The organism is Ruegeria sp. HU-ET01832, from assembly GCF_040371315.1.
GTDB lineage: Bacteria > Pseudomonadota > Alphaproteobacteria > Rhodobacterales > Rhodobacteraceae > Ruegeria > Ruegeria lacuscaerulensis_A.
This window is the reverse complement of sequence record NZ_BAABWL010000001.1, coordinates 634,109-654,942: the sequence shown is the minus strand read 5'-3', so window position 1 is coordinate 654,942 and position 20,834 is coordinate 634,109. Positions and strand designations below refer to the sequence as shown.

General features: G+C 53.5%; 20 protein-coding genes. 7 read left to right on the top strand and 13 right to left on the bottom strand.

What is annotated here, in order from left to right:
- Positions 1–63: 63 nt before the first annotated feature.
- Together ABWV79_RS03265 and ABWV79_RS03260 are read right to left on the bottom strand one after the other, a co-directional pair.
- A complete protein-coding gene (locus ABWV79_RS03265; RefSeq protein ID WP_353390392.1) occupies positions 64–438 on the bottom strand; it encodes a hypothetical protein in 375 nt (124 codons plus the stop codon).
- Between the two features lie 154 nt (positions 439–592).
- Entirely contained in the window at positions 593–988 is a 396-nt protein-coding gene (locus tag ABWV79_RS03260) for a hypothetical protein (protein WP_353390390.1), read from the bottom strand.
- 260 nt (positions 989–1,248) lie between these two features.
- Here ABWV79_RS03260 and ABWV79_RS03255 point away from each other — a divergent pair, with 260 nt between their 5' ends.
- The gene (locus tag ABWV79_RS03255; protein ID WP_353390389.1) at positions 1,249–1,923 is read left to right on the top strand and encodes an SOS response-associated peptidase; all 675 of its coding nucleotides are present in this window, start codon (positions 1,249–1,251) and stop codon (positions 1,921–1,923) included.
- A gap of 142 nt (positions 1,924–2,065) precedes the next feature.
- On the opposite strand, the gene ABWV79_RS03250 is transcribed toward ABWV79_RS03255, so the two are convergent.
- Positions 2,066–3,010 carry an aldo/keto reductase gene (locus ABWV79_RS03250; RefSeq protein ID WP_353390388.1) on the bottom strand — a complete coding sequence of 315 codons (945 nt, stop codon included), beginning with the start codon at positions 3,008–3,010 and terminating at the stop codon, positions 2,066–2,068.
- Between the two features lie 270 nt (positions 3,011–3,280).
- Here ABWV79_RS03250 and ABWV79_RS03245 point away from each other — a divergent pair, with 270 nt between their 5' ends.
- Complete coding sequence (locus tag ABWV79_RS03245) at positions 3,281–4,513, top strand: flavin-containing monooxygenase (protein WP_353390387.1); 1,233 nt, start codon at positions 3,281–3,283, stop codon at positions 4,511–4,513.
- 55 nt (positions 4,514–4,568) lie between these two features.
- Here the strand turns inward: ABWV79_RS03245 and ABWV79_RS03240 are convergent, their stop codons facing one another.
- Positions 4,569–5,441, bottom strand: a complete 873-nt coding sequence (locus ABWV79_RS03240) for a LysR family transcriptional regulator (protein WP_170425575.1) — start codon at positions 5,439–5,441, stop codon at positions 4,569–4,571.
- 183 nt (positions 5,442–5,624) lie between these two features.
- Here ABWV79_RS03240 and ABWV79_RS03235 point away from each other — a divergent pair, with 183 nt between their 5' ends.
- From ABWV79_RS03235 to ABWV79_RS03220, 4 genes are all read left to right on the top strand, one after another.
- Positions 5,625–6,035 carry a GFA family protein gene (locus ABWV79_RS03235; RefSeq protein WP_170425572.1) on the top strand — a complete coding sequence of 137 codons (411 nt, stop codon included), beginning with the start codon at positions 5,625–5,627 and terminating at the stop codon, positions 6,033–6,035.
- 31 nt (positions 6,036–6,066) lie between these two features.
- Complete coding sequence (locus ABWV79_RS03230; RefSeq protein WP_170425569.1) at positions 6,067–6,261, top strand: DUF1059 domain-containing protein; 195 nt, start codon at positions 6,067–6,069, stop codon at positions 6,259–6,261.
- Between the two features lie 217 nt (positions 6,262–6,478).
- Complete coding sequence (locus ABWV79_RS03225) at positions 6,479–7,114, top strand: DUF1326 domain-containing protein (protein ID WP_353390386.1); 636 nt, start codon at positions 6,479–6,481, stop codon at positions 7,112–7,114.
- A gap of 28 nt (positions 7,115–7,142) precedes the next feature.
- Complete coding sequence (locus ABWV79_RS03220) at positions 7,143–7,913, top strand: DUF2182 domain-containing protein (protein WP_171126091.1); 771 nt, start codon at positions 7,143–7,145, stop codon at positions 7,911–7,913.
- Positions 7,914–8,094: 181 nt separating this feature from the next.
- On the opposite strand, the gene ABWV79_RS03215 is transcribed toward ABWV79_RS03220, so the two are convergent.
- The 5 genes from ABWV79_RS03215 to ABWV79_RS03195 all read right to left on the bottom strand — a co-directional run bounded on the left by ABWV79_RS03215 (position 8,095) and on the right by ABWV79_RS03195 (position 16,203).
- A complete protein-coding gene (locus tag ABWV79_RS03215; protein ID WP_353390795.1) occupies positions 8,095–9,804 on the bottom strand; it encodes an adenylate/guanylate cyclase domain-containing protein in 1,710 nt (569 codons plus the stop codon).
- Positions 9,805–9,997: 193 nt separating this feature from the next.
- Positions 9,998–10,618: a class I SAM-dependent methyltransferase gene (locus ABWV79_RS03210; RefSeq protein WP_170558291.1), complete on the bottom strand. Its 621-nt coding sequence runs from the start codon at positions 10,616–10,618 to the stop codon at positions 9,998–10,000.
- A 364-nt stretch (positions 10,619–10,982) separates the two neighbouring features.
- Positions 10,983–12,239 (bottom strand): adenylate/guanylate cyclase domain-containing protein, encoded by a 1,257-nt coding sequence (locus ABWV79_RS03205; RefSeq protein ID WP_353390385.1) that lies wholly within the window; start codon positions 12,237–12,239, stop codon positions 10,983–10,985.
- A complete protein-coding gene (locus ABWV79_RS03200; RefSeq protein ID WP_170385089.1) occupies positions 12,236–12,622 on the bottom strand; it encodes a response regulator in 387 nt (128 codons plus the stop codon). The genes ABWV79_RS03205 and ABWV79_RS03200 overlap by 4 nt, the downstream gene beginning before the upstream one ends.
- The gene (locus ABWV79_RS03195; protein WP_353390384.1) at positions 12,619–16,203 is read right to left on the bottom strand and encodes a PAS-domain containing protein; all 3,585 of its coding nucleotides are present in this window, start codon (positions 16,201–16,203) and stop codon (positions 12,619–12,621) included. Before ABWV79_RS03195 ends, ABWV79_RS03200 begins: the two co-directional genes overlap by 4 nt.
- 462 nt (positions 16,204–16,665) lie before the next feature.
- On the opposite strand from ABWV79_RS03195, the gene ABWV79_RS03190 reads away from it, so the two are divergent.
- Entirely contained in the window at positions 16,666–17,271 is a 606-nt protein-coding gene (locus ABWV79_RS03190) for a histidine phosphatase family protein (RefSeq protein ID WP_353390383.1), read from the top strand.
- A gap of 146 nt (positions 17,272–17,417) precedes the next feature.
- Here the strand turns inward: ABWV79_RS03190 and ABWV79_RS03185 are convergent, their stop codons facing one another.
- From ABWV79_RS03185 to ugpE, 4 genes are all read right to left on the bottom strand, one after another.
- Positions 17,418–17,867, bottom strand: coding sequence for an NUDIX hydrolase (locus ABWV79_RS03185; protein ID WP_353390382.1), 450 nt, complete (start codon positions 17,865–17,867; stop codon positions 17,418–17,420).
- A gap of 105 nt (positions 17,868–17,972) precedes the next feature.
- A complete protein-coding gene (locus ABWV79_RS03180; protein WP_171123591.1) occupies positions 17,973–18,920 on the bottom strand; it encodes a glycerophosphodiester phosphodiesterase family protein in 948 nt (315 codons plus the stop codon).
- Positions 18,920–19,975: a sn-glycerol-3-phosphate ABC transporter ATP-binding protein UgpC gene (gene ugpC / locus ABWV79_RS03175; protein ID WP_171125965.1), complete on the bottom strand. Its 1,056-nt coding sequence runs from the start codon at positions 19,973–19,975 to the stop codon at positions 18,920–18,922. Before ugpC ends, ABWV79_RS03180 begins: the two co-directional genes overlap by 1 nt.
- A 3-nt stretch (positions 19,976–19,978) precedes the next feature.
- Entirely contained in the window at positions 19,979–20,815 is an 837-nt protein-coding gene (gene ugpE, locus ABWV79_RS03170; protein WP_171123913.1) for a sn-glycerol-3-phosphate ABC transporter permease UgpE, read from the bottom strand.
- Between the last annotated feature and the right edge of the window lie 19 nt (positions 20,816–20,834).

Here is a 20,834-nt window from a genome sequence, read left to right as displayed (position 1 = left end):
TTTTGGCGACAATAAAGCCACGACGCGTCTCATATAGCGATTGTCTGGGCGGTGCAATCACTGTCATGCACCGTATGGCCCGCCCTCCTGTAAGTCGCCGAACACTGCCCATGCCTCGTGGCAGGCGTTTGCTAGTAGTTTGTCATCCTCGGGAATGCTGCTCTTGAAATTGGGGTAGGACATGTGATTGCCCAAGTTCATCAGCACGGTCACGAGGTGGTTGCGTGGAATGAACGCACGGAAACGATAGTCGCCGCTCGGTGTTTCGATCACCTCGCCGTCCATACCATAATCGCGCAGAAGTTCGGCGTCCTGAGCGCGGCGGAACCGCAGACAGACGCGAGAACCGATGTTCGGCCCGCTGGTCTTGCCGTCCTCATCCTTTGCAACGGCAGAGAAAAAGCCCGAACCCTCGGGCGTCGAGAATGCTACCCACATATGCAGGTCCTCCTAATTTTTTGGAAAAGGGCGCCTTCGATATCAAATACAATATAGGGTCGTCAACTCGAGGCGGCTTACGTGTGCGGGCGCATGGCCTGTAGGCACAAACCCAAACCTCTAAACCCGGCAGTAGCTACGTGATGGTTGGAGACTATTCGTCGTCATCCAGTTTTGACTCGATCCTTTTCTGCTGCGCCAATCTCTCTGGAAGACGATCGCTGATATCTTTGAGACGCTGTGTTGGATTGACGCTCATGCCGACTGTTCCGCTGTGGGTATGGGTGATGCTAACGCCATCAGCGCGTCCGAATGCTCGGTCCTGAGCTAAGGCCAGCAAGGCAATTTGTTCTTTCCCCGAAAGTTTTCCTGATACAAATTCACCATTCTCATCCCGGCGATTGAAGAGTTCGTCCATCGACAACAGATCGTTCATGCGTTTCACAGCGATCTCGCCGTTCGACTGGATCAACTTTCTTGTCTCGGGATCCAGTTTAGGTCGTCCACCGGGATTACCAGAATGACCGGGCTTGAAGAGAGGTGTTGGCACAGTGGACTCCTCTGTTCTCAGAAGGTGAAGACACCAAGAGATATGTATATCTTTTGTATAGCATAATGGATGCCAAATTGCGATCATTTGCGCACTCTATAGACGCACCAGGCAAGGCCGCAATTATGTCTCTCTCAAATTTCCTAGGGAAGCTGTACAAATGCATTCAGGATTAGCGTAGCCGTGGCTTTCGTCATCGTGGGCTGAACTGTTGTTCGCCATCTATTTATCCGAGAGGCTGAGGTAAGTGAGGCAGATTAATGTGTAACCTCTATTCGAATACGACCCCGGCAGATGCGATGCGGCAGCTATTCGACGTCGCTGTAGAAAAAGACAGGCTCGGAAACGCGGAACCGCTTCCAGCAATCTACCCAAAGCACATGGCGCCCATCGTCAGGAAAGACGAAGACGGGGCGCGTGAACTCGTGTCTCTGTCCTGGGGGTTTCGAACGACCAAGAAATCAAAAAAGACTGGCGCCATCCTGCAACCTCATGCCTGGAACAATGCGCGGGACGACAAGGTCCTGAAGAGCGGGCTGTGGAAGAACAGCTTCGAAGAGCGCCGTTGTCTCGTACCTGCAAGTTCGTTCTGCGAGGCGCAAGGGCGCAATCCAGCCACATACCACTGGTTCGCGCTCAAGGGCTCCGGGGCTCGCCCACCATTTGCGTTTGCCGGGATGTGGCAAGTATCGCGATACGATGGCAAAGAAGGGCGAGAAGAGGTTCCAGCATACACAGTGATAACCACCTCAGCGAATGACATTGTGCGTCCAATACATCCGCAGAGAATGCCAGTCATACTCCGTCCTAGTGATTATGAGGCCTGGTTGGGTGGCAGCGCCGCGGAGGCCTTTGAACTGCTAAAGCCCTATGCCTCAGATGAGATGGATATCGTCAGATCGGGCGTAGGAGAAAAGTCTGACACTTGTCTTTGAACGGCACGGTGTTGGAGAGAGTTCACGTCAATGAATGTCCGCTTACCATCTCGCCTCAGACATCCGACGATTTTTGTCAGATGACTGCACCGAGCCCAAAAGCAGTCAATTGGCAGAACAGTATCCTATCCGAAAATCACCTCTAAGCTTCTGGGTCGCTCGAAGATTTCCCTAGCTCAGCGAGGTCCTGCCAAACGCCTTCAGGGATGGACCACTCTGCCCATTCCATCGTCTGTTGAACGTGCTGAGGCCATGTCACTCCGCAAACAGTTGAAGTTATGTCGTCATCTTTCATCGAGTATTGCAGTGCCACTGCTCCAACCGGGACATCGTAGCGCCCGCAAATCTCTTCAACAGCACGTATTGGGGCAAGTACTTCATCATCTGCTGGTCGATAAACATAGAAGCGGTGGATTGCGCTGCCTCGGGCCAATGCACCTCCGGAATACGGTGCTGCGTTCAAAATCGAAACGCCTCGTGATTTTGCGAGTTCTATTAGAGGTTCCGCGTTATCGTTTACCAGCGTATGCCTGTTGTGTGTCAGGACCACGTCAAAATCCCAACCCTCCAAAATTGGCATCATTAAATCGATACGTCCCGCCGCGACGCCGACCGCCTTTGCCAGACCTTCCTCCTTGATACGGAACAACTCTTCAATTGCGCCACCCCGTCCTTTGACTTCAGATAGGTGATTTGCATATTCGACATCATGGACGTGGAGTATATCAACGCTTTCGACGCCAAGTGCCGTAAGACTTTCCTCGAATGATCTACGTGCCTGAGAAGCATCGAAAGCACCGATTTCCATGTCCCGGTCGATTTTGGTGGAAAGCACCCGGCCGTCCGGCCACCCACCAAGCTCGCGAATGACTTTTCCTATGCGCTCCTCACTTCGCCCCATGGCATAGCAACGCGATGTGTCCAGGAACGCATTTGGCTGCGAAAGAATTGCCCGAATTGTATCTATCGCGCGGTCTTCCTCAACTTCATACCCATAGATTTCCGGGATACTTCCCAACCCGGTAGATCCAAACCCGATGCGAGGAACCCGTATCCCTGTCTTACCAATTTCGCGTAACTCTGCCATGCCAACCTCCCAATTGGTTCCGGACATTCGCAGATGTTGCGCGAGTAGTTTTTTGAAAACAAGTCAGACTTGTCGCTGGAGTTACTCTCCGGCCTAAACGTAATCTTTTAAGCGGCAAATTCACTAGGCTTTTTCGCGAATGGCAGAAATGTCCGCATAACGGTCACTGATGCACTGCGCAGCGAAGGTCCGGATAGAGCCCTGAGCGGACATTGATACGTTGAAGCAACTAGCTGTCGCCGATAGAGTTTCATAGAAAGGTTTGCTGCTATGTACACCCTGATTGACACTGTGGTTGTGGGCGGAGGTCAAGCTGGTCTTTCCGTTAGCTGGCACTTAAAGCAGGCTGGTCATGATCACGTTGTTTTGGACCGCGGGCAGATTGGCGATACATGGCGTAACCGTTGGGACTCGTTCTGCCTGGTCTCTCCTAACAAACTCTGCAGACTTCCCGGTTTCCATTACGATGGGGATGATCCCGATGGTTTCATGCTCCGCGATGAGATCGTCAAGTACATCGAAGACTATGCGAGCAGTTTTGGTCCGCCCTATCGAGGGGGCGTCGAGGTGGCTAGAATCGAGGCAAGTGCAGGACCGGGTAGGTTCAAACTAACCACATCAGATGGCGAAATCAGAGCGCAGAACTTGATCGTCACCGTAGGCACGCATCAACACCCGAATATACCAAGTTGGCATTACGATCTGCCCGAAAGGGTTACTGGCATACATACGTGTGACTATCGCAACTCAGCGAGCCTACCGGATGGTGCGGTATTCATTATTGGAAGTGGTCAGTCAGGGTGTCAGGTCGCTGAGGACCTGCACTTATCCGGGCGCGACGTACATCTCGCAGTGGGCAGTGCTGGCCGCATCCCACGTCGCTATAGGGGTCGCGACATTTTTGAATGGGACTTGGCGACTGGGTACATGAACATGGCGGTAAAGGACCATCCCAAAGGGACAGCTATCCGGTTCAAAGCCCATCCACATCTCTCTGGGCGAGAGGGTGGTCGTATAATTGATCTGCGCCAGATGGCGCTCGACGGGGTCAAACTAGCCAGCAAGGTTGAGGGTGTTCAAGACGGGTGTCTGATTTTGGCGGGCGGACTTGAAGAAACACTCAAGGCAGTGGACGATGTGTGTCTCGCGGAAATGGAGAGCATCGACACGTTTGTTGCAGAGAATGGACTCGATGATCCCAAGGAAATTGTTGACCCGATCAACTGGCAGCCCAAACCTGAACCACCGTTCTTCGACTTGGATGCGGCGAATGTTTCGACCGTCATATACGCAACTGGGTTTCACCGCGATTTTGGATGGATCGACTTGCCGGTCTTCGATGAGACTGGCTATCCGCAATATGAGCGAGGTATTACGGATATAGCAGGCCTGTACTTCTGCGGGCTGCATTGGATGCACACACAAGGGTCTGGCCTGTTTTATGGCGTGGGCGAGGACGCGGAGTATGTAGTTGATCACTTGATTTCCACTTCGAACAAATGAGGTGCGCGACAACCTCGAGCCTAGCTTGGTTCGAAAGTTTCCAACTGCAACTGGATCAGTTTTCGGACGTGTTCGCCGATACGACTTGCGACTGAGATTTTAGCCAATTGACGAAAACCTTAGCCTCGGGGCGCTGAAATTCTGCCTGCGTCTGGATGTAATAGACGCCGAAGAGAGGCTCAGAGAACAATTCAATCATCCGACCAGATGATAGATCGTCCTCGAAAAAAGCTCTGGCGGTATACGTGATACCGTCACCCCGGCGAACCGCAGTCATGATCAGGTTCCCCGGCATGTGATTTATGGTCAATGGTTCGGCAGGAATAACCCCGTGATAGGTGAACCAGTCAGCCGCCTCGTTGGTGCCCAGTTCCTGCAACCAGGGCAGCTTCGTTAAAGAGGCCGGGTCACGTAGATCTTGGCCTCCCACCAGTGAAGGTGCCCCGATCACGACCATGTCGGAAACAAGGACAGTATCCTCTTCTTTTCTCGGCATGCGTCTGTCGTGATACCGAATGGCGACATCGATACCACCTGGTCTTATCTGAACCAGTTCCGAAGTTGGGTTCAGCATCAAAGTGATCTCTGGATGTTCACGTTGAAACTCTGCCATTCTCGGCAATAGCCACTCCACCGCGAATGCGGGTGACATGGTCAATTGAACTGGGCGCTGCGCTGTGTGTTCTGTCAGTCGTTCGACACCCCTTCCGATAATTTCAAAGCCGATACCCAGTTCACGCGCAAGAATCATGCCTGGCTCTGTCAATTCGATGCTGCGCCCACGTCTGGCAACGAGAGCTACACCCAAATGTCTTTCCAACGATTTCACCTGCTGGCTGACAGCCGCTTGGGTAACGTTCAAGCGTTCAGCCGCCACGGTGTAACTCCCTGCTTCCGCAACTGCTGAGAAAGCGCGCAAAGCGTTCATCGGGGGAAGGTGCAACCAATCCATACTGTAGTTTTTCTAAAGCTTTGTTAGACTATTTGAGTCGCATGATATCGGCATTCTTGACATTATTCACAGTGAAACCTGTTCTAAAATCATGAGATATTAGAGCAGATGCCTCACTATCGATGTAAACCTAGCCGCACGTTATGAGAGCTTGATACGATGAAAAAACTTCAAGGTGGATGTTACTGTGGTGCTGTTCGATACCAGATCGCGACACCACCTGTCTGGTCGGGACATTGCCATTGTCGTTCATGCCAAATGGCCCTTGGCGGCGCCTTTGTAACTTGGGCTAAAGTAGCAGCGGAAGACTTCGCCGTTATCAAAGGCGAAATCCAACACATTGAGAAAACTCCGGGTATTCGCCGCGGGTTTTGTCGGGACTGCGGAACGACGCTGACCTATGCCGCACTAAATGAAGTTGAGGGCCAAGACTGGAGTGCTGACGCTTGGTTTTCTGCTGTAACGTTGGACGACCCATCGATTGCGCAACCCAAGGCCCACGTCTTCGTGTCACATCAGCAGCCATGGATAAAACTCGACGACGGGCTGCCGACGTTTCCTGAGTTCTAACCAACTTTTCGAGCGAACGGAGGAGAAAGCGATGAACACTGTTTATTCATATGCCTGCAAGGATTGCGAGGGCATGGAGGCCTGCCCAGGCAAAGTGGTTGCAGCGACCAAGGACGAAGTCTGGAAGCTCATGGAACTGCACGCGGTGGTCGCCCATGGAGAGGACCCCAGCTCATGGGACGCCGACACTCGAGAATATCTGGAAACACTGATAAAGCCCACGTGATCAAATAAATTAGGCTTCGAACCCAATGATATTTCGGTATGGCTCGCTTGGTGACGAATGGCGGCTTTGTTGCGAAGGACCGGCTTGGGCTGCCAACCAGCTAATCATGTAAGCTGTAGGGATAGGCAGCTCTGTGCCCTGAGGAGACATGGTTAACCTTCTGGTTGATTGGTGAAAAGCAGCCTTTCTGCTAAAATGAATCCGTGGAAAATGTGGGATGGGAGGAGAAATCATGTCTTGGAATGTTTCAGGGGAGCTCGTCGAAACCTGCAATTGCAACATGCTTTGCCCATGCTGGTTCGGACAAGCTGACCTTATGCTCTTGGACCAAGGGTATTGCGCGACGTCGCTGTTGATACGCATTCGCGAGGGCTCTCATGAAGGCGTGGACCTTTCTGGCCAAAACGCGATTGTCTCATTGCATTTCCCCGGGCCGACACTATTCGACGCCAACGGCACCGGGCGAGTGTACATTGACGAAAACGCCAGCGATGCGCAGGCGGCGGCATTGGAGACTATCTTGCAGGGTGCGTCCGGCGGCGGCATGGAGGTGCCGGCAAGCCTGTTGTCGACCTGGCTTCCGACCAAACGCGCCGAGATCAGCGTGACCGAGGCCGATGGCGAAGTAACTGCAAGCGTGGCCGATGTGGGCGAGATGAAATCCCGTCGCCTGGTCAATGACCTCGGCAACAAGATGAAACTGCAGAACGCCGCGTTCAGCCTGGCCTTCGGGCATGAAGGGCATGAAGGTGATCTGGCCCCCAGTGAAGGAACCACCTGGAACGACGCGGATATGCCCGTGACCTGGACGGGCCGGTCGGGTGTGGTCGGACAAGTCGCTTGGGCCGGCTGAGGCCGGGCCGGATCGTCAGGCCGTCATAATGAATGCTGTAGGAGTTGCACGACGAGATCGGGCGCTGGTGCTGGCAGCGCTAGCCGCGCTCACGGCGCTGACGTGGGCCTATATAATTTACCTCGGGCTTGGTTCGTCCTCGATGACGATGGTTGGCGACATGGCCATGCCGATGATGATGCAGTGGTCCGTCGCGGATTTTGTCTTCATGCTTGTCATGTGGGCGGTAATGATGTTCGCGATGATGCTGCCTTCAGTTACACCCGCCGTAATGATCTACGAGCGGGTCCGCGCGAAGCGGGAGGAGGCAGGGCGACCCTTCGTGCCAACGGGCAGCTTCGTGGCGGGGTATCTGTTGGTTTGGCTGGTATTCTCGCTGGCGGCGACGGTATTGAATTGGTGGCTGCACACGGGTGGCGCGCTTTCATCCATGATGGGGAGGGTTGCGCCGACTGTGGGCGGCGTGATGTTGATACTTGCCGGTTTGTTTCAATGGACGCCACTCAAGAACGCTTGCCTAGAGCATTGCCGCTCGCCCATGAGTTTTCTGACGGCTCATTGGCACGAGGGAACCCTGGGTGCCGCGAAGATGGGGCTTCACCACGGGGCCTACTGTCTTGGCTGCTGCTGGATGCTGATGGTGCTGTTGTTTGTGTTGGGCGTCATGAACCTGCCGTGGGTTGCCGTACTTACAATCGTAGTGTTGGCGGAAAAGACGTTGCCATTCGGGCGGTTTCTGAGCCGAGGATTGGGTTTGGTTTTGATTGCCTGGGGCGGGTGGCTGATCACGATTGCCTGAGGAAACATTGGTGTATTCACAGGCTGGATAAAGGCCACCGCAGAGCGATCTTCAACACGTCACCGGACAAGCAATTTCTGCGGGAGTTTAAGTCCCGCTCCGAATCCTTTGCGGTCATTCGGCTTGACCTGACGCAAGCATTCAAGACAAGCGGCAAAGCAAGGGCCGATCACAGGAAAAATCAGGCGGGGATACCTGCCTTTGCAAGCCCTGCAAGGTAAAGTTCCATTTGATCCTCCCGCTTCAGATAGAACAGCTTATTTTTTGCGAATGACCGCGAGAATTTCGGCTCTTCCACCATTAGGTTATGTACCATCTTGGCCAGATCTTTGTCCCGCCCGAGATTGGCAAGCGCCACGACTGCATGCGCGGTGGCCCAGTATTGGCAATTTGGCACATCGCGAGCCCGCTCTGCCCAGTCCAGAGCTTTCTCGAACTGGTGATCGAAAAGCAGAGTCAGCGCGCCATAGCTCAGAAAGGCCCAAAGCTGTGGATGGTTAGGGCTCATCTCCACGGCTTTTTCGAAATTGGCAATCGCCTCTTCGTATCGTCCCTCATAAGAAAGTGAGTCTCCCAATCCGCAATATGCTGGAGCCAGCGTCGGGTTCAATTTGATTGCAGTTTCATTCTCAGCCAGCGCGCTGCGGTATTCCCGGCGGGCCAGTTGGACTCTGCCCATCAGCATGTAGAGCAGCGCATTCTGGTTATCCATTGAAACGGCGGTGCGTGCGGCAGCCAGCGCTTCGTCCATAAGGGCAGAATCCGGTTCCGTGTCCCAATACACCATCCCGAGAATCGTGGCATAGGCCCACCAGGCATGTGCCTCGGGAAAACTGGGGTCCAGTTCGCGGCTTTGGAGAAACAACCTCTGAGCTTCACGGTTGCTTACGGCAGTAAACTTGTAAAAGTGCGCAAGCCCAAGATGATAGCAGTCCCAGGCATGGGGGTTTCGGCGCGGCGTATCTTCTAACTTGCGCCGGATCGCATTTCCGACCTCGGGCTCCAGCCTGCCAACAATTTTTTCCGTGATCTCGTCCTGAACATCGAAGATGTCTTCCAACTGACGGTCATATTTTTCCGCCCACACGTGGTTGCCAGTCGATGCGTCAATCAGCTGAACCGTGACTCGAATGCGCGCGCCCGCTTTCCTGACTGAGCCTTCGACAACGTAGTCGGCGTCCAAGTCATCGGCGAGCTGCCGAACATTCGGGGATTTTCCCTTGTAGGCAAAGGTCGTGTTGCGCGCGACGACCTCGAGCCAGTGGTGTTTCGACAGAGCCGTAATTATGTCTTCGGACAACCCGTCCGAAAAATATTCCTGTTCAGGGTCGCCTGAAATGTTGTCAAATGGTAATACGGCGATCGCAGTTCCGTCAGGGGACCCGGGCGGTTCAGAATCATAAAGCGGATCTACAGACTCGGCGTCCCCCCACCACCAGACTGGCACCGGTCGATCAATGTTCTTAAGCTCACGGTTTTCTCCGCCTTGGAAGGCGCAAGCCGTTTTGCTGTCCAGGCATTCATAGGCGGAGCCGGAGATGAGAACCTGCCCGGCTTCGGCAAGCGCTTCCAAACGAGCGGCGACGTTAACGCCGTTACCAAACACATCATCCTCCTCGAAAACGACTTCACCTGTGTGTATCCCAATTCTCAACTTCAGTGTATTCTCGCTGGCCAAAGAGTTCTGAATGGCGACAGCACAGGTCACAGCGTCAGAGACTGATGGAAACTCGACTATCCAACCATCCCCCATGCATTTCACTAAATTGCCGCGATGCGCGACTACAGAAGGGTCAAAAAGCCCAGATCGAAGCTCTCGCAACGCGCTGAGAGTTCCGCTTTGATCCGAGTTCATAAGGCGGGAATACCCAACCAGATCGGCTGCTAGTATGGCGGTCAGCCTGCGTTTCAGAGGTCATCCTCCTCCGAGCAAAGTGCAATTATCAAAGATTATCATGCGCAGGCTTGGAAAGAAACCGAAGGGCGACTTCGTCCGCAAGACGGCCGCCGGATGAGTAAAGTTGCAGCGAAGGCATGAGCAAGGCCATTGGATGTCACAGTCGTGCCGAAGCGCAACAGCAGCGCTACTGGCCCACGCGTAACAAGCTGAATTGGAAGGACTGAGAGCTTCCCCAAGGAGTATGGTGTGTGTGCTTCCGATGCGTGACCAGGGAAATACGATCGCCTAATACCTCACATAGCCCCTCTGGATCATAGCGAACGATCGGCAAACCGCTGCACTTCTTCGGACCGTCGAGCGCAAACGTTGCGATAATCGCATGGCTACCTGGGAGAAGGCAGCGGTACAACTGGTCCCGGTAGGCGGAACGGTCGTCCGCATCGACAAGGAAATGAAATACTGCGCGATCGTGCCATAGATCATAGCTTCTCTCCGGGCTCCAGGTTGTGACATCGGCTGCGATCCATTCAATCTGCTCGCCTACGGCGCCAAGTTGTCCACGAGATCGATCAAGCGCAGCTTTGGATACATCGAGCACAGAAACGTCGCTCAGTCCTCTTTCGATCAGGCGTTCTGCGAAGTGTGAAGTGCCTCCGCCTATGTCTATCACAGAGGAGGCATTATCGACGCCGACCACGTCGCAGAGCTCCAATGAGATCGAGGGATCATCCTGATGCCAACTCAGCTGGGTATCGTCTTTCTCGCGGTAGACCTCCTCCCAGTGGCTCACTCTCTCGTCTGCCATGGTGTCTCCACTTGATCCCGTCAGGTGGTGATCATGTAACTTTAGGTCAATGACTGCAATGTCCGCACAGCGGCCACTGATGCACTGCGCAGCGAACGACCGCATTGAGCCCAATGTTGCCGTTAATTAGAATTGTGCGCGAAGCTCCGCAGCGAAAGACTGTTAAGAGCCCGAAGTGGACATGCGCTGGTTAGTAAGCTGTGTGGTAGTGCTCGTCTATGAAACGTCGCATAATCGCAGTTCTTGCCGCCGATATAGGCAACCCTATTGTTATTGTTGGGTCGGGGTCGACCGGCTCGCGGCGAGTGTTGGGCAGCCTTATCATGGTTGTTTAGCGGTAATGACGTTGGGACAGGTCTGGCGATCAACCCACTGCTACAATGTCTGCACCAGTTTCACCGGCCAGCAATCGACCAAGGTGAAACAAGATCAAGGGGTCGTCTTCGCACTCGACCAAAAGCGCCGCAAAGGATTGGCGCGCTTTGGGGTCACTCGCCTCTAGCAGCTCATACGCCGCCTTGTAATCTCTCACTTGATCGCTGTCGACAAGCGCCTCTGACAAGGGTTCATAGCAGGTCACCGCTTGCGTTTTGCCTTTCAGCAAGAGTCTTCCAATTGGGCGGCCAGAGAAGTTGTCGATCCCCTTGGCAACACTTTCCGAAGTGCAGATGCGCGTCCCTATCGTCTTGTTAGCCTGTTCCAGCCTTGCCGCAGTGTTCACAGCATCGCCATACGCTGTATAGTCGAAATAGCTCTTGCCGCCGAAATTGCCAATGATCGCACCGCCGCTGTTCACACCTATGCGCGTGTCTCCCAACGCGATGCCGCGATCCAGTAGTTTCTTCTGAAAACCTTGGGCAAATTCGTCGAGCGCCAAGGCGCAGGCCACCGCGTGCGCGGCATGTTCCGGGTCGTCAACTGGCGCACCGAATATTACTTGGATGGCGTCGCCTATGATTTTCATGACTGTTCCGCCGTGCGAAAAGATTGTTCGGGTCATGCCATCTAGGTATTCGTTGAGAATTTCGACGATCAGGTCGGAATCCGAGCTTTCTACCAGCTGAGTGAAATCGGCCAGATCAGTAAATAGAAAGGTTGCTACGCGGCGCTCGCCCTTGGCCTCTATTGCCTCTGGATCACGCGACAACGTCTCAACCACCGTAGGAGAGAAATACCGTGACAGCGTCAATCTCGCTTGCTCGGCATTATCACGGGCCGTGCGCAATTGGCGGAGCAACTCAAGGTGTTCCAGCGTCTTGGCAATGGTCCGGTCGAGATCATCGAACTCGATCGGTTTGGTCACGAAATCGAAAGCCCCGCGGTTCATAGCCGCGCGGATATTGTTCATGTCGCCGTAGGCCGAAACCATAACAGTTTGCAGATCAGTTTCCATCTCGCTCAACCGCTCAAGCAAAGTGAGGCCATCCATCCTGGGCATGTTTATGTCGGAAAGGACGATATCTATTTTAGGGTTCTCTTCGAGAACTTCGAGGGCGTGTTTGCCGTCATGAGCAAACAATAGATCCAGTTCCCCTTTGCGTACGCGACGCCGAAACTTTTGCGAAATCAACGCTTCAAGGTCGGGCTCGTCATCGACAACAAGAATGCGTGGCGGCGTCACGTCGCATCTCCGACAAATCGTGAGAGCCGCTCTTTCAGTTCAACAAAATCGACGGGCTTGGTCAGGAACTGTTCCGCTCCCAGTTCCCGGACTTTCGCCTCGGTCGCTGCATCACCATAGGCGGTGATCATCATAACCGGTAATTCAGGCCAGCGAGCGCGCAGTTCCTGCAAAAGCTCGATTCCTGACATGCCGGGCATGTTGATGTCCGAAAGCACCAACATTACTTCTTCTTTCGAATGACTTATTGCGTCCAAGGCGGACTCGCCAGACCCGGCAAACCCAAAACTGTAGACTCCTTTTCGTATCTCCCGCCGAAAATTCTGTCGAATCAGGTCCTGTGCGTCGGGTTCGTCATCTACCATCAGAATTTGTCCTGTCATGCTAGGTCCCCCTGAGAATGGACCGGGACCGAAACGACAAAAATTGTGTGATCCCCTGGCTTACTGTCCACAGTCAAAGTTCCACCATGCTGCTTGACGATGGTATCATAGCTCAACGAAAGGCCGAGCCCTGTGCCTTCACCCGCGGGTTTTGTGGTGTAAAACGGTAGAAAAATTTTCTCCCTCATTTCTTCTGGAATGCCCGTACCATTATCGCGAATAGTGACGTTGACGCGGTCACCATTGGCTCGCGTCGACAGCCAGATCGTCGGTGAAAAGTCACCTTCTTCCGCGTCTTTACGTTTGTTGGCCGCATACATGCCGTTGCTGATGAGATTAAGAAAAACACGCATCAAATCCTGCGGATAGCAATCGATTTGGTCAACGTCGGGATCAATGTCGGCTCGTATTTCGACATTGAAACTGGAGTCCTCCGCCCGAGCACCGTGATAGGCAAGGTTCAGCGCTTCTTCTGCGATCGGGTTTAGTGCAACACGTTGCAACTCGCTTGGCCCCTCACGGGAATGCAGAAGCATGTTTTTAACGATGCTGTCAGCACGTTGACCGTGTTGGTTTATCTTGCCTAAGTTGCCGCGTACTGTCTGCCATAGGTCCTTAGCTTCCTCGCGATCCTCTTCCTCCAGAGCCGCGATCGGGTCTTCTAATATCTCGTGTAATTCTTCCAACAACTCGCCAGACAATTTGGCAAAGTTGTTGACGAAATTCAGCGGGTTCTTGATCTCGTGGGCAATGCCGGCAGTAAGTTGGCCTAGGCTGGCCATCTTCTCGGACTGGATGAGCCGTTCTTGGGCTTGCCGCAGATCGTTGAGGGCTTGTTCAGCCGCATCACGCGCGTTGGAAATCTCCGCTTCACGCCGTTTTAGTTCGGTGATATCGAAATAGGTCAGCATGCGACCGCCATCCGGCAGGTCCACGCATTGGAAACTCAAAGTCATGCCATCAGCCCGACACAACTCGCCCGGTGTCATGTTTCCTGCCCGTATTGCCTCGACCCGCATGGACAGCCAGTCATCCCAGTCCTTCGGCGCGACATCATAGACTCCTGTGCCCTTGTTGTACTCTATCAGCTCCTGCATAGTTGGGCGCTGGTCGATGAATTTCTGATCGATGTTCCAAATTCGCGCAAATGCCCGATTTATTATACGCGCACGTAAATCCGGTCCCATGAACAGAATTCCATAGTCGACGTGATCGATGACCGCGTTAAATTCTGCCAGTGCCGCTTTCAGTGCTTCGTCAGCCAGTTTGCGGTCCGTAATGTCAGTGTAGGTTGCAACTAGGCCGCCACCTTGGATAGGGTTGCCGATAATCTCAATCACCGTACCATCAGGACGAATACGCTCAAATTTGTGCGGTAAGAATTTTGCGGCCAGTTCCACCCGCTCGCGCACTTGGGTATCAATGTCGCCCGGCCCATATTCCCCTCGTTCAGCATTGAACCGAAATGCCTCTTCCATTGTGAATCCGGGGCGAAAGCGTTCGCGAGGAAACTCCATGAGGTCGAGGAATTTCGAATTCAACGCAATTGTGCGCAGCTCTTTATCTACCAGCGTAATCCCCTGGCCCATGTTCTCCATTGTTAACTCGAGGATCGCTGATTGTTGTTCGATCTCCAGCTGTTTGGTCTTCAGTTCGGTAATGTCGGTATAGATCGAGACGATGCCACCATCCGAAGTGCGGTGATCCGTAATCTGCAGCCAGTACCCGGCGACTAGCTGTTCGCGTGGTTCGCCCGAGGCTTTCTTGCGTTTTTCGGCAATTCTCTCAAGATACCCTTCTACTTCTCCTTCGGAAAGTGGAAATAGGCCGCGCTTGATGCCGGCACCGATGATCTCTTCGAATTTCACGCCGGGTACGACCTTGTCGGCGAGTTCGCTCATGTAGGTGCGGTAGCGCTCATTACATACAACTAGCCGATCCTCGGCATCCCACAATGCAAAACCAGACGAAATCGCTTCAATTGCGTCTTCAAACCGCTGCCGTGCGGCCTGCGCATCTGCCTCCCTGCGTTTGAATTCGGTTATGTCGTTGTAAACCATGATGCGGCCACCATCAGGCAGGCGACGTTCGTTGAGCATGATCCACACACCGTTGCCCAACTCTAGTTCCCAGTTCGCCTTTGGCTTCTCCCAAGCGACGCGGCGGGCAGCGATCCAACCGTCAACGCCGTCTGGATGTTCGGTAAACATCCCAAGCTCATAGCCGTTGCGGATCATGTCGAAGAATTCGCGGCCCTCATAAATTAGGTTGCTCAAATCGGCGCCGCCAGCGGCGTCGCTGAAGATCTGGACGTAGCGGTCGTTGAATAACTCGACGCGATTTTCAGGTCCCACCAAAAGCAAACCATCGGCGATCGTTTCAATTGCTCCGAGTAGCCGACCTTCAATTCGGACAATTCGTTCCCGTGCATCCCGGATTTCAGTTATGTCGCGCACGGCACCGACAAGCCGAACGACCCGGCCTTCGGCGTTTCGCACACCAACGCCTCGGTCGTGAACCCAACGGTAACCGCCATCACGCGCCCTCTGCCGGTAGTCACATTCAACGGCATCAGTCCCGCCCTTGAAATGGTTAACGATTGCCTTGACATAAGCGTCGTAATCATCCGGATGGATCTGCTCGGCCCATCGTGTCGAAGACGAATTGGCCTCGTCCAAACTGAGTAGATCGTTCAGGTCAGCAGAGACAAACAGAACATCATTGGTCACGTCCCAATCATAAATTCCATCGCTGGTAGCTTGAGTGACCAACTGGTATCTTTCCTCACTTGCGGCAAGGGCTGCATCCCGTTCAATCTTGGGTGTAATGTCCCGAATTGCGGCCACCATACGCGTCGCGTAGCCGTTAGTATCGCGAATCGAGGTGCCGTGATCCGATACCCAGCGCCACTTTCCGCTGGCTACTTTGAGTCGGTACTCACATTCCCATCGTTTCTTCTTACCGGATATATGCGCCTCCAACGCTGACAAGTAAGAGGGCAAATCGTCGGGATGAATAATGTCTTGCCATACCCACGTTCTCTCTCCCTTAGGACCGGTCTCAAGCCCTAGGAAAGTCTCAAGTCGTGGGGACGCATAAAACTGGTCGTCGGTAATGTGCCAATCGTAGATTGCCTCTTCCGCAGCGTCTGAAACAAGCGCGTAGCGCTCCTCACTTTCTCGCAATGCTCTTTCTGCTTTTCGTTCGGCGGTGCGGTCCTGATAGGTGACCATCGTTCCTCCAGAGGCCGTTCTGCGATAGCTGATCGCTAGAATCTGCCCGTCTGCCATCTCATGCTCGAGCGCGCGCTCACCAGAGGCACCAATCTCATTCATTCGATCGGCCACTAGCCGATCAGTTTTGCCCGCGCCAAAATCTCCGCGTTCGGCGTTGAAATGCAGCAAATCTTCTAGACTAACACCACGGCGGCAGAGCTCTTGTGGGTAGCGTCGCATCTCGCGAAATGCGGGGTTGCAGTAAACCAGTCGGAGTGCGTCATCGAATATGCCGACACCCACATCCAGAAGCGCTATACCTTCTTCGTACCTGTCTGCTTGGCTTTTCTGGTCAGCGCCATTCATATCGCGTTCCCCCCCCTGGAGAAGAATGACTGAGTCAAAGAGTTGAGTCAAAAAATCAACCGTAGAAGCTTGGTTTTAGAGAACACGAGCTATTGTAGAAAGTTCTTGCAATTCAAAGGGTGACGTAGCTTGCCGCTCCAGAGCTTACCAAGCCGACCAACCCGTTCCACCAGCCTTTAGGTCACGTGCGTTAGTTAAGACATCCCCGTAAGGTCCGCTTTGTCCGCAGAGCAGACATTCGCCGCGATTGAGTGAATGACTGCTTCGAGCCCAATGCGGAACAAGTGCAGCGACAAAGCACTGGACGCGAAGATTGTATGACCACGTTGTTTTACGCCCTAGACTTAATCGCACAAATCCGAAGCTTCTATTGAATTCTGGGGCTTCCGTTTAAACTTGCACTGCGTGGAAGATAAATCAGGTTTTTCGGTTTGCTTCAGTACAGGAAGGCTTCGATACGTTTTGAACCAAAAACTCAACCCTACTATTTTCTTGCTTCGCCATGGTGAAACCGAATGGAATTTTCAAAAACGACGTCAAGGTCGGCAGAATTCGCCCTTGACCAAGCGAGGGGTCGCTCAGGCAGTGGCGAGTGCAAAAAGACTAAGGCACCGCCTATGCAGCCGTCACCCTCTGACGGTATTTTCAAGCCCACTTGGTCGAGCGGCACAGACGGCTTCCATCGTTGTCGAGGAACTTGGCCTCCCCCCGGAAGCCATCGAGTATGAAACCAGTTTGATGGAATGCAGTTTCGGGCGATGGGAAGGCTTGGCGGAAAACGAGATCAAAAGACGATTTCCCCAAGAATGGGAGGCGCGTTGCGCTGACCGTTGGAACTGTTCCGCACCGGGCGGAGAGTCTTATGCTGACGTACATGACCGGGTTTCTTCTTGGTATTCCAGCAAGTCTTTTGAGGGGGCTGTCATAGTTGTTGGCCACGGCTTAACCCTGCGCGTCTTTCGAGGGATTTACTTGAACTTGCCTTCAGAAGAGGTTTTTGAATTGAACGAACCTCAAGATGGTTTCATCGAGTTGCGATGCGGACATTCAACCTTCGTTGAAAACTGAGGCTTTGATGTTTGGCGCTCGTCCCAAGAGATCAGATTTCCGCTGGTTTCAAGCCTAGATAGCAATTTCTGAATGAAAGGGTTAGGTCGGTTTTCCAGAGCAAAGTAGCTATCGACCTGAGTCTGGATAAAGTACGCGGTATCGGCTCAAGGTAGCAACTCGCGGATTGATTTGTTCTTTCTAGGATTGCTTTTTAGTTCGAGGAGCAAGTCTTCCAGCTCTGGCTGTTTGAGTGCTTTCGCAGCACTCTTGGGCGAGAACCAATGCCTTTTTCTTTGGTGCCTTTCCTTCCACCGGCGCTTCACCTTATCGACGTAGAGAGGGTAGACCGTGGCTTTCACTTGGACACTGGTTCCGTCGTTAAAAACCTTGGCGTACTCAAACTCACCGATCGGCTTGCGGGAAATTGTACCTTCTACCCCAGCCTCCTCCAACGCTTCAATTTCCGCCGCGCGCCAGTCTTGCTCGCCGTCCATCGGCCAGCCCTTGGGCATGATCCAGCGCCCTGTGTCACGTGACGTTATAAGGAGCACCTTGAGGCGGCCGCCGAACAATTGCAGAGGCAATGCTGCAACTTGTTTTGTACGCTGATCCACTATGGTTCTCGCCCTCCACAGCAGGTTGAAGTGATGATGTGATCGATCCTTTCCGATTGTGACTGGCAGAAACACAAAAAACGTCACGAATTAGCGACGCAGAATTCACCCGTTTTCGATTTGCCATCCCAGGCCTAAATCCGACAGATGCCTTTGAACCCGGCCGGGGTAGTCAGATACGATTGCATCCACGCGCAGGTCGATCATCCTGCTTATATCTTCGTGCTCATTGACCGTCCAAACGGCAACACATAGGCCCAGATCTTTTGCGCGCGCCACATTTTCAGCTGTTGCATCAGCGTAGTACGGGCACCAAAGCGAACCGCCAGTTTGCTTGACCAAATTTGGAATTTCATCGCGACGACCGCGAAGGTCTGGGCAAACCGCTTTCGAGGAATCCTCGCCCACATCGTCCTCGTTTTCCGGAAGCTGCGTAAGGTAAGAAGACGGCATATCCGGAGCCTGTCGCTGGCATTCTTCTAAAAGGTTCCAGTCAAAACTGTGCAAAACCGCGCGCATAGATAGACCTTTGGCGCGAACCTCTTGGAGAACTCGCCCAACAAAGTTCTCTCGATACACTGCATCGTGAGCCAGGTCAGGATCCGACTTCAGTTCAAGCATCAGATAGGCATTGCCGTATTTTGGTTCGGCGACCAAATCGAGCAAATCTATCAGCCTTGGGACACGAACACCGTCCAGTTGCGCCTGATCTGGGAAGCGTTGACCATAGTCAGAATGCCCGTCTAACCGTCCAATATCGAATTGCTGGATTTGGTCGAAAGTCAGAGATGAGACTTTCGGCTCCTCTCCAGAAAGAAACAGGCCATTGGCGTCGCGAAAGCCAGATGCGTGCAGACGATGATTGTGGGTAATAACCGGAACGTCATCAGCCGTCAGAACGACATCGAATTCAAGAAGCGGTACGCCAATGGACAGCGAGAAGTCGAAGCCAATCATGCTGTTTTCAGGCAAAACGCCTCTTGCCCCTCGATGGCCCACGACCCGGATCAGGTTTTCTCCACCACGAAAGGCTTCGACTTGAGGAAACGCCATTAGCCGTCCAGCCTTTCGCCGGTTGATTGGTCAAACAGATGCATGTGTTCTGGGTCGACCGAAAACCGCATGTTCGGATGCCTGCCTTCGATCGGATGGACGCCTGGAAGGCTTATCGTGATCGCTCCGCCGACGCCCGCGAGTTGACCGTGCAACAGAGTGTTGGCCCCTAACGGTTCTGCCATCTGAATCGCTGCTTCCAGCGGACCATTATCATCCAACAGCAGATGCTCTGGGCGAATCCCCAGATTCAACGCGGTATCAGGACCTGCAGATCGGCCGACTGAAATTTCACCGATCTTGATCGTCCCGTTTTCACGCAAGGCGTCAAACACATTCATCGCAGGGCTGCCAATGAACTGTGCCGCGAACAGAGTTCTGGGCGTTTCGTAAACCTCCAACGGCGTTCCAATCTGCTCGGCAATGCCACCATTCATCACGATCATCCTGTCGGCCATCGTCATGGCCTCGACCTGATCGTGGGTCACATAGAGCGCCGTGATCCCCAGCTTTTCTTGGAGTTCGCGAATTTCCAGACGCATCTGGACCCGCAGCTTGGCATCAAGGTTTGAGAGCGGCTCATCAAACAGGAAAACTGCTGGCTCGCGGACAATAGCCCGACCCATCGCCACCCTCTGACGCTGACCACCTGACAACTGTCTGGGTTTGCGATCCAGCAAGGGTTCCAGCTGCAACAGCTTGGCGGCCTCGGTCACTTTCTGATCAATCTGGACCTTCGGCAACCCGGCGATTTTCAGGCCATATCCCATGTTCTGGCGCACAGACATATGTGGGTAGAGCGCATAGTTCTGGAAGACCATCGCGATGTCACGATCCATCGGCTCTTTGTCGTTGGCTCGTTCCTCTCCAATTCGGATTTCGCCATCAGTCACGGTTTCAAGTCCCGCAACCATCCGCAACAGCGTGGACTTGCCGCAGCCCGAAGGCCCAACGATCACGATGAACTCACCATCAGCAATATCGATATCGATGCCGTGGATGACGTCCGTTGGGCCAAAGCTCTTTTTGACGTTCTCTAGGGTTACTGTTGCCATTTCTTACTTCTCGCTATCGACAAGGCCACGGACAAAGAGCTTTTGCATCGACACCACCACGATGACCGGTGGGATCATTGCCAGAATTGATGTGGCCATGATGACCGGCCATTCGGCCACATCATCGCCGGACGGGAACATCTGTTTGATGCCCATCACAATGGTGTTCATTTCAGGGTCGGTGGTGATAAGCAGCGGCCAAAGGTATTGGTTCCAGCCATAGATGAACAGGATTACGAATAGCGCCGCAATATTGGTCCTGCTCATGGGTACAACGATATCAATGAAGAACCGCATCGGGCGAGCACCGTCGACTCGCGCTGCTTCGGCCAGCTCATCTGGGATGGTCAGAAAGAACTGCCGGAACAGGAACGTCGCCGTAGCCGAAGCGATAAGTGGGAAGATTAATCCGTAATAGCTGTTGAGCATACCGAAGCCGGCAACAACTTCAAAGGTTGGAACGATACGGACCTCTACCGGGAGCATAAGGGTCAGGAAGATCAGCCAAAAAAACGTCGTGCGCCCGGGAAATCGGAAATAGACAATCGCAAAGGCTGACAATAGTGAGATTACGATCTTGCCCACCGCAATACCAATGGCCATCACGAGGCTGTTGAACAACATTGTAGCGACCGGGACATTCACACCGGAAAACAGCGCGGCCTTGTAGTTTTCCCAGAACTGGTCACCCGGCACCAACGGCATAGGCGGTGACACGATCTCTGGCTGAGTGACAGTCGAGGCGACAAATGCCAGCCAGATTGGGAAAAAGACGATCAGCACTCCAAGGATCATCAATGCGTGGGTCAACCAGATCCCCATCCCGCGTTTTTCGACCATTCCGTGTTGTTGGGCCGCC

Bases quoted from the DNA above. Each gene is read 5' to 3' on its own strand.
- ugpC (WP_171125965.1), bottom strand. From the start codon at position 19,975: ATGGCAACAGTAACCCTAGAGAACGTCAAAAAGAGCTTTGGCCCAACG.
- ABWV79_RS03195 (WP_353390384.1), bottom strand. From the start codon at position 16,203: ATGAATGGCGCTGACCAGAAAAGCCAAGCAGACAGGTACGAAGAAGGT.
- ABWV79_RS03245 (WP_353390387.1), top strand. From the start codon at position 3,281: ATGTACACCCTGATTGACACTGTGGTTGTGGGCGGAGGTCAAGCTGGT.
- ABWV79_RS03220 (WP_171126091.1), top strand. From the start codon at position 7,143: ATGAATGCTGTAGGAGTTGCACGACGAGATCGGGCGCTGGTGCTGGCA.
- ABWV79_RS03230 (WP_170425569.1), top strand. From the start codon at position 6,067: ATGAACACTGTTTATTCATATGCCTGCAAGGATTGCGAGGGCATGGAG.
- ABWV79_RS03265 (WP_353390392.1), bottom strand. From the start codon at position 438: ATGTGGGTAGCATTCTCGACGCCCGAGGGTTCGGGCTTTTTCTCTGCC.
- ABWV79_RS03180 (WP_171123591.1), bottom strand. From the start codon at position 18,920: ATGGCGTTTCCTCAAGTCGAAGCCTTTCGTGGTGGAGAAAACCTGATC.
- ABWV79_RS03225 (WP_353390386.1), top strand. From the start codon at position 6,479: ATGGGAGGAGAAATCATGTCTTGGAATGTTTCAGGGGAGCTCGTCGAA.
- ABWV79_RS03210 (WP_170558291.1), bottom strand. From the start codon at position 10,618: ATGGCAGACGAGAGAGTGAGCCACTGGGAGGAGGTCTACCGCGAGAAA.
- ABWV79_RS03200 (WP_170385089.1), bottom strand. From the start codon at position 12,622: ATGACAGGACAAATTCTGATGGTAGATGACGAACCCGACGCACAGGAC.
- ABWV79_RS03235 (WP_170425572.1), top strand. From the start codon at position 5,625: ATGAAAAAACTTCAAGGTGGATGTTACTGTGGTGCTGTTCGATACCAG.
- ABWV79_RS03250 (WP_353390388.1), bottom strand. From the start codon at position 3,010: ATGGCAGAGTTACGCGAAATTGGTAAGACAGGGATACGGGTTCCTCGC.
- ABWV79_RS03240 (WP_170425575.1), bottom strand. From the start codon at position 5,441: ATGAACGCTTTGCGCGCTTTCTCAGCAGTTGCGGAAGCAGGGAGTTAC.
- ugpE (WP_171123913.1), bottom strand. From the start codon at position 20,815: ATGGTCGAAAAACGCGGGATGGGGATCTGGTTGACCCACGCATTGATG.
- ABWV79_RS03255 (WP_353390389.1), top strand. From the start codon at position 1,249: ATGTGTAACCTCTATTCGAATACGACCCCGGCAGATGCGATGCGGCAG.